Genomic DNA, 15,001 nt, shown 5'->3' with positions numbered 1-15,001 from the left:
AAAGGAGAAATCATAATGTCAGCTATTACAAAACAAAGTTACCGGGGTGCCTATCATTTTTCACCCAAACAAAAGTGGATGAACGATCCAAACGGCTTGGTATATTTCGAGGGAGAATATCATTTGTTCTTTCAGCATCATCCCGGCGGAATGACCATGGGGGACATGCATTGGGGCCATGCGGTCAGTAAGGATCTGGTGACCTGGGAAGAGCTGCCGATCGCGCTGGTGCCGGATGAACTGGGCATGATTTTCTCGGGAAGCGCCGTTGTCGACTGGAATAACACGACAGGATTTTTTGAGGATCAGCCGGGGCTGGTAGCCATTTTTACCCATCACTTGGACATGCCGGAAGGACAACCTGCCGTTCAGCGTCAAAGTCTGGCCTATAGCAAGGACAAAGGCAGAACCTGGACCAAATATGAAGGGAATCCGGTGCTTGAACAGGATAAATTTATTGATTTCCGTGATCCTAAGGTGTTCTGGAACAAAGAGAAGAGCAGTTGGGTGATGATCGTAGCCTGTGGTCAAACGGTAGGTCTGTATCATTCTCCTGATCTGATCAACTGGACCTTTGCCAGCGAATTCGGCGAGGGCATCGGATCTCATGACGGTGTGTGGGAGTGCCCGGATTTGTTCCAGCTGGCTGTTGACGGAACCAAATCGGATACCAAATGGGTAATGCTTGTCAGTATTGGTGCAGATCCCGCTTTTGAGGAAGGCTCAAGAACGCAGTATTTCACGGGTGACTTTGACGGAGCTGTATTTACTCCTGACGAAGAGTCCCGGAGCATCCGCTGGCTCGATTACGGCAGAGATAATTATGCCGGTGTGAGCTGGTCCGATCTGCCCGAGGAAGACGGAAGACGCCTGTTTATCGGCTGGATGAGCAACTGGATGTATGCCCGCCAGACGCCGGCGGAAGGGTTCCGCGGAGCAATGACGATTCCCCGGGAGCTTTATCTGGAATTAAGGAACGGGCAAACAATACTCATTCAGAAGCCTGCAAAAGAACTGGAAGCCGCGCGTATCCCGGTCCTTTCCCTGAAAAATGTCTCTGTTCAAGAAATTAATGCAGCCTGTGCCAAGCTTCATCTTGAGGCTTACGTTATTGAGGCGGAGGTCGCTCATGGGACATCTGCCGGCTTTAAAGTAAAGGTAGGTGCAAAGCAGCAAACTGTGGTCGGGATTGATACGCAGACAGAAGAATTGTATGTAGACCGGACAGCTTCCGGGAAGCATGATTTCCACAAATTGTTCCCGGGACGCCACTCTGCGAAGCTTACGGCACCGGGCACAGCCTATGATCTGCATATTTATGTGGACCGTTCCTCCGTTGAAGTGTTTAGTGGTGGAGGCCAGGCAGTTATTACAGATCTCATTTTCCCTGAACCCGAATCTACCGGTCTTGCTGCGTTTGCCGACAATGAAGAGGACTTGTTCCTTTCGCTGGATATCTACAATCTGGCTTCATCTACCGCAAACGGCAGCAACCAGTAACCGGGAGGGTTAAGTGACATGCGTATAGGAGCAATTGAAGCAGGCGGGACGAAATTCGTATGCGGGGTCGGGGATGAAAACGGGAGATTTGAACATCGGATCAGCTTTCCGACCGAACATCCGGATCAGACCTTGCCCAGAGTCATAGAGTATTTTCAAGACAAAGGGGTAGAAGCGATGGGGATTGGATCATTTGGTCCAATTGACATTCGCCAAGACAGCCCGACCTACGGTTACGTTACGACAACACCTAAGCCGGGGTGGGGAAATTACGATCTGCTCGGGACTTTAAAGCAAGCCTTTCCGGTCCCGTTCGGCTTTGACACTGATGTGAATGCGGCGGTATATGGCGAGGTGAAATGGGGGGCTGCTCAGGGCCTGTCAAGCTGCTTGTACATTACTGTAGGCACGGGCGTTGGCATCGGTGTGTATTCGGAAGGCCAATTAGTTCATGGTCTTGTACATCCTGAGGGCGGGCATCTGTTGACGAGGCGCCATCCTGAAGATGATTTCGTTGGTAGTTGTCCTTACCATGGGGACTGCCTTGAAGGGATGGCGGCAGGTCCTGCTATTGAAGCTAGATGGGGGAAGAAAGGGCACGAGCTTCCGGTGGATCATAGGGCTTGGAAGATGGAAGCCTTCTACATCGCCCAGTCCATAACGGGTGCTATTCTACTGCTCTCTCCGCAAAAAATAATTTTGGGCGGCGGGGTTATGCAGCAGTCGCAGCTGTACCCGCTTATCCGGGAAGCAGTGCTCCTGAACCTGAACGGTTATGTCAGTTCAAGCGCCATTCTGGACCACATGGATGAGTATATTGTTTCTCCGGGCCTGGGCCAGCAGGCGGGATTAGGTGGCGCTCTCGCATTAGGACTCACAGCATGGAATAATCGGGTTTCTTCTATATAATACAGCAATAGATAAGGCCGGCCAGTTATGATGTGTAATTGGCCGGCCTTGCTCTTAGTAAAGGCGACATATCATTTACAGGAAGTGAGGGTAAAGGATGAACCGGAAATCAAAATTTGCACTATCCATTCTGTTGGCTGCGGGAGTCATGATGACTTCAACAGGGATTGTTGCCGTTAATGAGGATACAGGCTGGGCCGCACCGGCGGAGCAGAAGTCCGGCAGACTGATAAAGGAGGGGGTTTCTATTTCTGAAACCGTTACCAAAGCAGCTACAAATTTGACGGGATGGCGAACAGCCGGAAAAGGCAAGCTGGAGGATACGCCCGAAGGGCTTTTGCTGACATCTGATCCTGAAGAAAAAGTGCTGGCGATTTCCGAAACGTCAGCAGATGATTTTATATATGAAGCGGATGTAATGATCAAGGACCGGCAGCCGGATGCTGCGCTGCTTTTCCGTTCCAGTGAGGAAGGTCAGCGTTCATATATGCTGCAAATCGTACCGGATGCCGGACTAATCCGCTTAAAAGACGGAAGCAGTGAAAAAGGCAAATTGCATGAGGAACGTAAGGTTTCCCTGGTACAAGGTGAAATCTACCATCTTAAAGTGAAAGCGGAAGGGCCCCTACTGAAAGTGTATTGGGGGAATCAATACAAGCCCGTGATTGATATCCAGGACAATGCACATCTCTCCGGACGGCTTGGACTCCAGGTCTCGGGTGGAGCGGCCTTGTTCCAAAATATTAACGTAAGCGATCTGAAGGGGAATCTGGATACGGTGCTGGCAAGTCAGGGACAGTGGCAGCCGGATATCAGCGGTAAAAAAGGGATCTCTGTAAATCAGAGCAAGGCACAGCAGATCTATAGCAGGCAAGCTGCTGATCTGGTGTATGAAGGAGTGATCTCATTTCGTTCCGCTGCTGTTGCAGGCCTGGCCTTCCGTTCCTCTTCTGACGGAGCGAAGGGATATATAGCCTCTCTTGCGAAAGAAGGAAATCAGGTACATGTCACTTTAACAAAAGCAAACGGCACGGTAATTGCCAGCTCCAAGCGGACTTATTCGAGTCCAGCGGGGGCAAAACATGCGGTGGAAGTGCAGGCGAAGGGGAACCGGATTCAGATTTTCGTGGACGGGTATACTCCGGCAGCAATAGATGTTAAGGACAGTTCATATGCTACCGGATACGCCGGACTTGTCGTAAATCATGGAACCGCTTACTTTCAAGACACCTATGTTACGGACGCTGGCAGTTATAATAATGAAAAATACCGGCCTCAGTATCATTATACGCCGATCCGCGGTGCCGTTAGTGATCCGAACGGGCTTGTCTATTTCGAAGGGGAATATCATCTCTTTCATCAGGATGGAGGCACATGGGCTCATGCCGTCAGCAAAGATATGCTGAACTGGAAACGCCTGCCGATTGCCCTTCCATGGAATGAGTACGGACATGTCTGGTCCGGGTCTGCTGTGGCAGATTTGAAGAATGCCTCCGGTTTGTTCTCGGATTCAGGCGGCAAAGGCCTTCTTGCCTACTACACCTCCTTTAATCCGGATGCCTCTAACGGCAACCAGCGTATAGGTCTGGCCTACAGCAAGGATCAGGGGCGGACATGGGAAACTGCCAAGGATCGTCCAATTGTCATTGAGAACCCCGGAAAGAACGGAGAAGAACCCGGGGGATGGGATTTCCGTGATCCCAAGGTGATCCGTGATGAGGAGAATAATCGCTGGGTCATGGTGGTATCGGGCGGTGATCATATCCGCTTTTTCACATCAACTAATTTGCTTGACTGGACGTTGACCGATAATTGGGGTTATGGGGCTTATGTCCGTGGCGGGGTGTGGGAATGCCCCGACTTGTTTCCGCTTACTGTACAGGGAACGACAGAGAAGAAATGGGTTCTAATGATTAGTACAGGAGCGAACCCGGCAACAGGTGGTTCAGATGCGGAATATTTTGTAGGGAGCCTGACTAAGGAAGGTAAATTCGTGAACGACAACCCGGCTGGAACCGTGCTGAGGACAGACGCCGGCAAGGAGTTTTATGCATCCATGTCCTTCTCTGATATGCAAGACGGGCGCAGAGTGATGCTGGCCTGGATGTCCAACTGGGATTATCCCTTCGCCTTTCCGACATCTAACTGGAAGGGAGAACTGACGATCCCGAGAGAAGTTACCCTAATCAACACCCAAGACGGAATTCGTCTTGCCCAGAGTCCGGTGAAGGAGCTGGAATCCCTGCGCAGTGAACTCTATTCCGCAGCTAACAAGGTGGTCATTCCTTCTTCTCCTAATCTGCTGAAAGGCATGACCTCAGGTGCCTATGAAATTGAAGCTACCCTGGAGATTCCCGCCGGCAGCAGCGTATCGGAGTTCGGCTTCAACGTACGTGAGGGAGCGGATCAGAAGACAGTTGTAGGTTATAAGCCGGGCGGGAGCACAATGTTTGTGGACCGCTCTCTTTCCGGGGAAACAGATTTTTCCAGCCTGTTCAGTACGAGACATGAAACGAAAATGCCGACAGAGAACGGCCAAATCAAGCTGCGGATTCTGGTGGATGAATCTTCGGTTGAGGTTTTTGTAAATGAAGGGAAGTCTGTGTTCTCCGAGGTCATTTTTCCGGACCCGGCCAGCAGGGCAATGAGTTTCTACACCAAGGGCGGCAACGTGAAGGTTGTTTCTCTGAAAGTCTATAAGCTTGGGTCGGTATGGAATCCTGAGTCGGGTTCGGCAACACGGATTGCTCTGGATACCAGTGACCGTGAACTGGGGGTTGGGCAAAGCGAAACAGTGCAGGCGATCGTAGAAAACGGACCCGGCAACGGCGCCCAGCCTTTGAACTGGAAGTCCAGCAATGAAGATGCCGTAATCATAAAAGCGGCAGGCAATTCCCGTGCAACCCTTGAGGCAAAAAAAGCGGGCGAGTCCATCATTACGGTATCTACACCGAATGGAAAGGCATCCGCAAGTTTCCGTGTGAAAGTGTTCGGCGGAACATTTCATACCAACCTCAGCGGCTGGATGCAAGACGTGTCCATGGCTTCCTGGCTGGTTAGCGGGGACGGAATTCGCGGAAGTCACTCCAGCGACGCAAATTATGTTGCTGAGGAGAAGGCGGGAGACTTCTCGTATGAAGCCGAGATGAAACTTGGCAAGTCCGGCGGCGCAGGTTCCCTTCTGTTCCGTGCAAGTCCGGACGGACGCAACGGTTATTACTTGAATCTGGATCCTAATATGAAGGCAATCCGTTTGTTCTACAAAATCGATGGACGTTTTGAAGAACGGCAGGTTCTGGCGAAAGTTCCAGCCTTCATTCTGCCGGACCGGACGTATAGTTTAAAGATACAAGCGGACGGACCTCATATTGTGGTGTATCTGGGCGGGCAAAAAATAATGGATCTGCAGGACGGAACTTTTGCAGCAGGCCATTTTGGACTTCATGTCTTCGGCGGATCTGTCTCCTACCAGAATGTTAATGTGAACGGGGCAGCAGCGGAGAACTTGATAACATCAAGCCTGGTAAACGAAACGTTCCTGAAATCCATTTATACAGCAAATCCGGTGAAGGGTGAAGCCGTAACGGTTCAGGATGCAAATGAAATATCCGATCAGAAGTGGGTATTTGTGCCGACGGGAGATGACGTGGATTCCTACTCGATCCGTACGGCCTCAGGTCAAGCCCTTGATCTGAACATAGAACATAATTCAATTCAGCTTTATGACTATCTGGGTTACAATAATCAGCGCTGGATCATCCATAAGAATGGGGATGGTTCAGCGGCCATCCTCTCTGCCCATAATCAGTTGGCGCTGGCTGTATCTGAGGATGGCTCGAAACTGACGTTAGAGGCTCCTCAAACCGGTGAAGCCCGTCAAAAATGGCATATTAAATTCTGAATGTAATTTCAGCACAGTAGAAATTACTTGTAATACGTTAAACAGTCCCGATGCAGATCAAAGGCATCGGGACTGTTTTTATTGCTGGAAAGCAGGAACAGGGAATTTAAATTTGCTTGCCGTTCTCGCCCTTTGTCTCCTTGCGCAGCAGGAGGGATTCGGCATAAGTAATCATGGCCTGAAGGAAAAGGATCAGGATTTGATTAAGCCGTCCCATGTCCGAAGTGATGATGATGACGAAGGCGATGAGGCCGGTAAGCAGCGACAGAAGGATCAAACCTACAGACGGAGTCCGGCTTCTGCTGGACCTGAACAAATTCAGGAGAGTAATAAACACACCCTGGGAGAGGATACAATTCACTAATAAAGTGAATTTGGTCCACATCATTTCATCAAGTGAATTGCCAAATACATTAATGAGCACAAGCGCCACGACTAGAATAACAAGAGAGACACCGTCCTTTTTGTTAAGCATGGCGAACATCCTTTCTTGAAATGCTCTGAATATATACCCACTATTACCCATGGCGCCGGGCAATCAAGCAAAGCCTATGCGCTTTGCACAGCACTGTTTACCGGGTAGATCCGGGTGAACAGGAAGCGGGTCAGCGGCCCTACAACAATCAGCTGCAGCGGCAGGGCGCAAATGATGTTCAGTCCGGCAGTGGACAGATAGTGACGGAGGAAGTTGTCTCCGAATCCGTAGTGTGCTAGTGTGCCATATAGGGACATGCAGAGCACCATACCGCAGACCATGAAGAAGGAAATGAACAGCACCTTTTTAATCATGGGATCGGCCGTTTTAACCAATCTAAAGGCCAGACCTTTGGCCGCTTTACTGACGATGATAACATCACAGAATAAGGCGACGACGAGTGCCGGAAGTAAACCGACCGCAACATCACGGAATAAAGTATGGGTTAAGCCAGTGTTTAACATCACGTTGTAAAAGCTCATTCCTACGACCATCAACACACACATCATACAGGTGAATACTAAAGCTTCTTTCTTGTTTCTGCCCATTGTTCAAACTCCCTTAACATATAAGTTTTTCAAACTTCACTCATAGTATCAGGGGGTGGAATTATTGTCAACCTAGTTGACAATAATTCAATCTGTATAGAATGAACTTAATAACTACATAAAAGGGCAAAAGTAACGGAGGGGAATTTTGGAACTGTAGGAGCGATAGCGACCGCCTTTGTCACCGGATTCCCACCGCAAATAGCGGGTTAGATCAAGAAATCTGGGGACAACAGCGGCCGGAAGTCCAAATATTCACCGTAGTTACGTCCTCGCCCAAATGGGGAAATCTTAAATTCATTCTATATGGTTGTTTATTCTAATTGTATCTTTATATTGGGGGCCTTTTTTATGAAAGACTATATCCTTAGTTTGAACTTGATAGATTTAGTCAGTGAGAAGCATAATGCTCTGCGGGAAAAAGTAAATGAAACCAGCGGTGAGCAGCTGAACAAGACTGAAACGCATATTCTGGCGAAGCTGGAGCTGCATGGCATGCTCACGATTTCGGAAATCAGCAGGCAGATCAGCATTTCCCGCCAGGGTGCGCAAAAAACGATTAACGTTCTGCTGGCTGAAGGATATGTGGAAACCGCCGTGGTAGAAGGGAACTCCCGTGACAAGCATATCGTGCTCACTCCCAAAGGTATTGCGGTCTGCCGGAGCATGCTGGAGATCAAGCAGAGCATTGAGGCGGAGATCACCGCCAAAATTGGCCGGGACCAGGTGGAAACGTTGAGAAAGCTGCTTACGGAGGATTGGCTCTGAGACTGTACGGGTCAGCTGAGGAACTGAGGTGCTGAGGTTCTAAAAGACTCTGAGGTTCTAAGCACTAAGGTTTCTGGGTTCTAAAGCGCACAAGCGGGTTCAAGAAGAAACGTTACTTTGGAGGCGGCGGGCGTAAGTTATAACGGACTGAGGAGACGCTATTGTCCCGAAAAACGCCAATTATTCATCCAAGCGGACCTGAGAGGCAAAAAAGCAGCTGCCGCGTTGTGAAATAAGCAAATAAGGCCGCTGGGGTCTGCAAGACTCCGCCATTAGCCCGATTTCAGCAAATAGCATCTCTGGAGTCCGTTACGAGGAGAATGGTGGCCGGGGAGGGCAGTTTGGTCACCAGCAGAGCGAGCGCAGCTGTCCGTCTGCCTGCAGGATTTTCAAAGAAACCTTGCCCGGGAGCCTATGGAGACTTCGGATTCAAACGCACAACGCTGCGCATTAAGGATATGAGTGTTCCGATCCAATCCTCAGCTGCTCGCGAAGCCGGATGTGTGAATCCGATAAATATTTTTTTTCGGATTAGATGAGTTCGATAAATCAAGGTTCCCGGTGGCTTACGGTGAGCCTTTTTGTTTTGGGCGGGATGTTTCCTTTTCCTGTCTAGGCAGGGAAGAAGCTTGCAGGTTTCAGCGGGCGTTATGCACACGTTAAAAATCCTTGGATTTCGATTCGTGAAAACGCTATAATTGAAAATGATTACTTATTGAAGGAGCCTATGTATGAAAAAAGGCAGGATGTTTTATAAGATTTTTATTCCGATTCTGGTATTGGGCGTCGGCCTCGTCATCAGCTTCGGCAGCTATATTTATTTGACGACGATTCATTCGGTTATTGATAGTGTTGCCAGCGGCAAGCAAAGCCTGATCACCCAAATCAAAAATACGCTGGAGCAGAAAATTAAAACCATAGAGTATGCCTTCAATACTTACAGTACGACCAGTTCCTTCAGCGAGGTCGTCAACAATCCGATGACAGAGGAGGACTTTCAGGCGTACCGGGATATCAATTCCCAGCTCAACTATATCGCTACGATGGGGATGGATGTCGGCGTAAAATATTCACTGATCAGTCTGGTGCAAGACTGGAAAATTTCTGATGGAAGCCTTTCTCTTCTAACAGAGGAAAACCGGAAGAATCTGTACGAAAGTTATATCAACAATCAGAACAAGGGATTGTTCTGGATCAAGACAGATAAAGGAATCCGTTTTGTGAATACGCTTCCTGTATTCTCTCAGAACAAGCAGGCGATTGGCCTAGCCGATATTTCGCTGCAGACACTGCGGAATATCCTGCAGACGGAGGACAACACCACGGTGTTCATTCTGAACCGGCAGGGTGATCTGCTGTATGAATCGGCAACCGGAAAGAACCTGTTGACCAGCGGGCAAATGCAACGCATCACCAATATTGCCGAGAATGAAAGCCAGACTGGGACAGTAGCCCTGGAGAAGGCCAATTATCAAAAGGTTGAAGCCATTTATGCCAAATCTTCTTATAATAATTGGATTTATGTCACGCTTCTGGACCAGCAGGAAATCTCCAATGCCCTGGCCACGACCCGTGTCGGCTTAATCATCCTGGGAGTGGTGATCACCTTGCTAATTGTTGTGGTGGCCTATGTAATCTCCTTGCATTTCACCAAGCCGATCCGCCAGATTCAGCGCAGGCTGGCGGTCAGCACCCAGCCGGAGGACAAGAATGAGATCGACTGGATTATCAATTCGATTGATACGATTCTGTCGGAGAAGGAAAGTCTGGAGGGACTCTTAGAGTCAGAATTGCCGCAGCTGGAAACGCAGTTTATGCTGAACCTGTTCCGCAGCCGGATTACCGCCGAAGAGCTGGAGCTCAATATGTCCCGCTTCGGTTATTCCCCAACGGAGGATTCAGTGTATTCCACCATGCTGATCCAGCTTGATAATTACGGGGAACGCCAGGCCAGCGATAAGGATCTGCTGCTTGTCGCAGTCAACAAGATGGTGGAGGAATTGATTCCGAAAGCGCGGAGAATGATTCCAATCTTGCTGAATGACCGGACGCAGGCAACCATTCTGATCTATGAGGGAATGAACGAGCAGGAACACCGGAAGCAAGCGCTCGAGGATGCGAAGAAAATTATTAAAACAGTCAGGGATATCCTGAAGCTGTCAGTCAGTGTTGGCATTAGTAATCTCTATCAGGATCTGGCTTCCAGCAAGGAAGCCTGCGAAATGAGCAAGCAGGCACTGCATCATCGTCTGAATCTGGGCAAAGAGTCAATTATTTTTTATGAAGATATAGCAACGGTTATTTCAGGGCCTGTCCTGCTGCATTATCCGGTAGAACTGGAATCACAGCTGTTTGACGCCATCCGGCTCGGGGATGAGGAGCTGGTATCGCGATCCTTGTACCCGCTTCTCGGCGAAATGATGAAGCATAGCAAGAACCCGCTCAATTTCGAGGTTACGCTGATCCGGTTCGTGAACAATCTGATTCAGCTGGAACAACTGATCGGCGTAGAGGTGCTGCTGACCCAGGACAATTATGCTTTGTATCACCGGCTGCTGGATATCCGCAATCCGGAGGAGATTGAACGAATTCTGGTGAAGGAAGTCATCCAGCCGATGGTAACCAGCATGAAGGAGAAGACGACCCGCCAATTCCGCAGCCTCTCCGACCAGATTGCGGCCATTGTACGCGCTGAATTTGATCAGGAGCTGTCTCTGGAGATTATCGGCGAACGTCTGCATTACAGTCCGAACTATTTGAGCAGCATCTTCAAGAAGGAGTTTGGTATGACTTTCAGTGAATATGTCATGAGCTACCGGCTGGAAATGGCCAAGAAATGGCTGGTGGAGAGCGAGATGACCATTAAGGAAATTGCCGAGCGGTTGCAGTACCATAATCCGCAGAACTTCATCCGCTCCTTCCGCAAGAAGGAGCATGTGACACCCGGTGCGTACCGCGCAATGAAGCAGGACAAGTAGTCGGTGGAGCAGACCAAAACAGCCAGTCTCCGGGATACCGGAGGCTGGCTGTTTTGTTTACTGTAAGTGCGGGAAGGTAAAGGGGATAGCGTATCAGCCCTTTACCGCGCCCAGCAGTGCGCCTTTCGTGAAGTGCTTCTGCACAAACGGGTAAGCAATCAGCATCGGGACGGTGGCAACAACGATAACTGCCATCTTGATTGTTTGTGCAGGAGGAACGACATCGACCGAAGTGCCTTCCGCCTGCATCCCGCTGGAGACAATAACAATCTGGCGCAGCAGGACCTGAATCGGCCATTTTAAAGAGTCCGTGATATACAGAATGGCGGTAGTGTAGGTATTCCAGTAAGACACCCCGTAGAACAGGGAGAGGGTCGCAATCGAAGGCAGTGCGAGCGGCAGCATGATTTTGAGGAATACACCAAAATCATTCGAGCCGTCGATCTTGGCTGACTCCTCCAGACTGTCCGGAAGCGCCTGGAAGAAGTTGCGCATGATGATCAGGTTGAAGGCATTGATGGCCACAGGGAAGATCAGCGACCAGTAAGAATCAATCAGCCCGAAATACTTAACAACGAGGAAGGTAGGGATCATACCGCCGCTGAACAGCATGGAGAACACCACGACAAAATTGATGAAGTTTCTACCATATAAATATCTCCGGGATAATCCGTAGGCCATCAGAGCAGTAAGGATCATACTTACCACCGTACCTACCAGGGTTACTCCGATGGATACGGCCAGTCCTTTAAAGATCGTAGGAGTTGAAAGGATATAGCGGTAAGCGTCCAGGGAGAATGTAGTCGGAAATAGAATGAACCTCTTCTCTACTACCTCCTGCGTTGAGGCAAAGGAGCTGGCAAATACATTGATAAAGGGTAAAAGACAGACGAGGGCAATGAGAGTCAGCAGGGTGGTGTTTACTATGGTAAACAGCCGGGAGCCTAAAGTTTCTTTTTTGAATGATGATTGCGCCATGCGGTTTTCCTCCTTGTAATCGTTTCAATGAAACTTTATCAGGGGTGTTGTATTCCGTATATAATCATTAGCTATGGCTTTGTTTAGGCTATAAAAACGAGGTGAAAGGGACCATGATCTTTAGATATCATAGTAATCCGAATAAGGGATAGAATCCGGAAAAACAGCATAACAGCGCGGTTTGTGGCGCCTCCGTAACTAATGATTATATACGTAATCGGCAAATGACCGTAATCTGGGAATCGTAAAGAAACGCGATCAAGGAGGCCGAACATTGAAAGAGGCAAATGTCACCATGGAGTTGAATGCTGCGCCGGTGAGGAAAAAGCAAACGGCACACAGCCTGCTGAGTTTAAAAAGACACAAGCTATTGTATCTGATGATACTGCCGGGATTTTTGTATTTTGTTATTTTTAAGTACCTGCCTATGGGCGGAATGATTATTGCCTTTCAGGATTATCAGCCGTATCTGGGCATCACGGGAAGTCCTTGGGTGGGGCTTAAGCATTTCATCCGTTTGTTTACGGAACCTACTTTCTTTATGCTGCTGCGCAACACACTCATCTTATTTGCGCTGAATATTGTAATCTTTTTTCCGCTGCCGATTATTCTGGCACTGATGCTGAATGAGGTCCGGAACAAGATGTTTAAGAGTGCGATCCAGACGATCATTTATATCCCGCATTTCCTGTCATGGGTTATCATTGTCTCCATTACTTATGTATTCATGAATGTGGACGGCGGGGTGTTGAATGAAATCATTGCTTCGTTTGGCGGACAGAAGATCAGCTTCCTGACTTCGCCAGAGTGGCTGCGTATCGTGTATATCGGACAGATCATCTGGAAAGAGCTTGGCTGGTCGACTATTATCTATTTGGCAGCTATTACTGTAGTAGATACCCAATTGTATGAAGCTGCAGAGATGGACGGTGCAGGAAGATTGCGCAAAACCTGGCATGTCACCCTGCCGGCAATCCGCCCGGTAATCATCACCCTGCTGATTCTGAAAATCGGACATACGCTGGATCTTGGATTTGAGCACATGTATCTCTTGATCAACTCCCTGAACCGCGAAGTCGGGGAAATCTTCGATACTTATATTTACACCGCCGGTCTCAAGAATGGCCAATTGAGCTTCAGTACCACAGTCGGCCTGTTCAAGGGCGTGGTTGGCCTCGTCCTGGTCATGCTGTCAAACAAGCTGGCCAAGAAGGTTGGAGAAGACGGCGTATATTAAGCCATGCACACACTGAATTCAACCCCTGCCTTTGGCGGGGGTGGAAGATACAGCAACACCATTACGTATAAAAAGGGGTAGTGTACATGAATCGCAATTACAAGAAGCTGGCAGCTCTGATGTTGTGCAGCGGGCTTGTGCTCTCAGCTTGCGGAGGAAACTCTAATAACGCGAACAACGGACAGGCGGAAGCCACGAATGCAGGGGGGAACTCATCCGAGGCAACAACGGAGACGGCCAAAGCCAAGATTAGCTGGCTGAACATCCTGCATACGGCATCACCGCCAACGGACACCGTGCTGAACAAAATTGAAGAATTGACGAATACGGACATTGAATTCTCCTGGATTCCTGATGCTTCCAAAGAAGAGCGCATCAATACTTCACTTGCTTCCGATTCCCTGGCGGATATGGTCACGTTGACGATCCTGGATAACTCCTCAGTCCGCAATGCCTTGAAATCGGGCATGTTCTGGGAAGTAAGCCCTTATCTGGATGAATTCCCGAATCTGGCGGCGATTTCCCAGGATACCCGCACCTCGGCATCGATCGAAGGGAAGCTATATGGCATACCATTCCAGAAAGCGGTAGCCAGAAATGGTGTCATCATCCGCAAGGACTGGCTGGATAAGCTGGGTCTAGCGGTGCCGAAGACTACAGACGAGCTGATGGAAGTTGCGAAAGCGTTTACGGAGAAGGATCCTGACGGCAACGGCAAAAAGGATACAACCGGCTTTATGGACCGCAGCGACCTCGTCTACGGAGCATTCAAAACATTGAGCTCTTATTTCGGAACCCCAAACATCTGGGCGGCGGATGAAGCGGGCAAGTTGACACCGGAGTTCGATACGGAATCTTACATTAAAACCATGGATTACATGAAAGCCTTGTATGAAGGCGGCTACATCAACCAAGACTTTGCCGTAACGGCCAAAACCGACCAGCAGCAGAACTTTGCACAAGGTAAAGCCGGAATTTATGTAGGTGCTCTGTTTGACAGCAAAAACCTGATGAAATCGGCCAAGGGCATCCAGGATAACATGGAGCTGGTTATGGTCAATGACATCACCTCAACGGGCAATGAAGCGGACCGTGCGATTTGGGCGGGCGCCAACGGCATTGGCGGCTTGCTGTCCTTCCCGAAATCGGAAGTCAAGGATGAGAAAGAGCTGAAGCGTATTCTGAAATTTGTGAACGATACCATGAGCGATGAAATCTACGCCCTCATGACTTACGGCATTCAGGATGTTCATTATACGGTGGATGCCGATATGGCTGTTACGATTAAGGATGCCGATCTGTGGCAGCAGGAAGTGCAGCCGTTCGCGTCCTCCCGTGTGAAAGAAACCGGATATAAGATTCATGATTCCGATCCGCTCAAGGTTGAAGCAGAACGGCTGATTGAAGAAAATGCCAAGTATGGAGTGCTTAATCCTGCCTTTTCACTGGAATCCGAGACCCACACAACCCAAGGCTCCGAGCTGCAAAAGATTGTTACGGATGCCACTTATAAATATATCCTCGGAAAAATTGACCTGAACGGCTATAAATCTGAGATCGAAAAGTGGAAAAAATCAGGCGGCAGCAAGATTATTACCGAATATGAAGCTGCCTACAAAGCAGTTAACCCTTAATAGAGCGAAAGCTGCCGGTACTGTGAATTAAGCATAGCAAAGAGGTCCTATCTGCCGATGATGGCGGATAGGA

Annotated in this window: 10 protein-coding genes; 7 read left to right on the top strand and 3 right to left on the bottom strand. The window is 49.1% G+C overall.

The window, feature by feature from the left end:
• Positions 1–15 precede the first annotated feature (15 nt).
• The 3 genes from NST99_RS28495 to NST99_RS28485 all read left to right on the top strand — a co-directional run bounded on the left by NST99_RS28495 (position 16) and on the right by NST99_RS28485 (position 6,310).
• On the top strand, positions 16–1,500 hold the full coding sequence (locus tag NST99_RS28495; protein WP_341096203.1) for a glycoside hydrolase family 32 protein: 1,485 nt from the start codon (positions 16–18) through the stop codon (positions 1,498–1,500).
• 18 nt (positions 1,501–1,518) lie between these two features.
• Positions 1,519–2,409 carry an ROK family protein gene (locus NST99_RS28490; protein WP_341096201.1) on the top strand — a complete coding sequence of 297 codons (891 nt, stop codon included), beginning with the start codon at positions 1,519–1,521 and terminating at the stop codon, positions 2,407–2,409.
• A 97-nt stretch (positions 2,410–2,506) separates the two neighbouring features.
• A complete protein-coding gene (locus NST99_RS28485) occupies positions 2,507–6,310 on the top strand; it encodes a GH32 C-terminal domain-containing protein (RefSeq protein WP_341096199.1) in 3,804 nt (1,267 codons plus the stop codon).
• A 106-nt stretch (positions 6,311–6,416) separates the two neighbouring features.
• On the opposite strand, the gene NST99_RS28480 is transcribed toward NST99_RS28485, so the two are convergent.
• Together NST99_RS28480 and NST99_RS28475 are read right to left on the bottom strand one after the other, a co-directional pair.
• The gene (locus tag NST99_RS28480) at positions 6,417–6,785 is read right to left on the bottom strand and encodes a hypothetical protein (RefSeq protein WP_341096197.1); all 369 of its coding nucleotides are present in this window, start codon (positions 6,783–6,785) and stop codon (positions 6,417–6,419) included.
• Positions 6,786–6,859: 74 nt separating this feature from the next.
• Positions 6,860–7,333 carry a DUF2798 domain-containing protein gene (locus tag NST99_RS28475; protein ID WP_341096196.1) on the bottom strand — a complete coding sequence of 158 codons (474 nt, stop codon included), beginning with the start codon at positions 7,331–7,333 and terminating at the stop codon, positions 6,860–6,862.
• A 351-nt stretch (positions 7,334–7,684) separates the two neighbouring features.
• Here NST99_RS28475 and NST99_RS28470 point away from each other — a divergent pair, with 351 nt between their 5' ends.
• Positions 7,685–8,101, top strand: coding sequence for a MarR family winged helix-turn-helix transcriptional regulator (locus NST99_RS28470; RefSeq protein ID WP_341096194.1), 417 nt, complete (start codon positions 7,685–7,687; stop codon positions 8,099–8,101).
• Between the two features lie 731 nt (positions 8,102–8,832).
• The gene (locus NST99_RS28465) at positions 8,833–11,079 is read left to right on the top strand and encodes an AraC family transcriptional regulator (protein WP_341096192.1); all 2,247 of its coding nucleotides are present in this window, start codon (positions 8,833–8,835) and stop codon (positions 11,077–11,079) included.
• 93 nt (positions 11,080–11,172) lie between these two features.
• Here the strand turns inward: NST99_RS28465 and NST99_RS28460 are convergent, their stop codons facing one another.
• Complete coding sequence (locus NST99_RS28460; RefSeq protein ID WP_341096190.1) at positions 11,173–12,057, bottom strand: carbohydrate ABC transporter permease; 885 nt, start codon at positions 12,055–12,057, stop codon at positions 11,173–11,175.
• 295 nt (positions 12,058–12,352) lie between these two features.
• Between NST99_RS28460 and NST99_RS28455 the strand changes: the two genes are divergently transcribed.
• Both NST99_RS28455 and NST99_RS28450 read left to right on the top strand, forming a co-directional pair.
• Positions 12,353–13,294, top strand: coding sequence for an ABC transporter permease (locus tag NST99_RS28455; protein WP_341097778.1), 942 nt, complete (start codon positions 12,353–12,355; stop codon positions 13,292–13,294).
• A gap of 86 nt (positions 13,295–13,380) precedes the next feature.
• The gene (locus tag NST99_RS28450) at positions 13,381–14,928 is read left to right on the top strand and encodes an extracellular solute-binding protein (protein ID WP_341096188.1); all 1,548 of its coding nucleotides are present in this window, start codon (positions 13,381–13,383) and stop codon (positions 14,926–14,928) included.
• The last annotated feature ends 73 nt before the right edge of the window (positions 14,929–15,001 follow it).

It is taken from the genome of Paenibacillus sp. FSL L8-0470 (assembly GCF_038008625.1).
GTDB lineage: Bacteria > Bacillota > Bacilli > Paenibacillales > Paenibacillaceae > Paenibacillus_AQ.
Note: the sequence above shows the minus strand (reverse complement) of the source record. Positions and strands in the feature narration are given on the sequence as shown.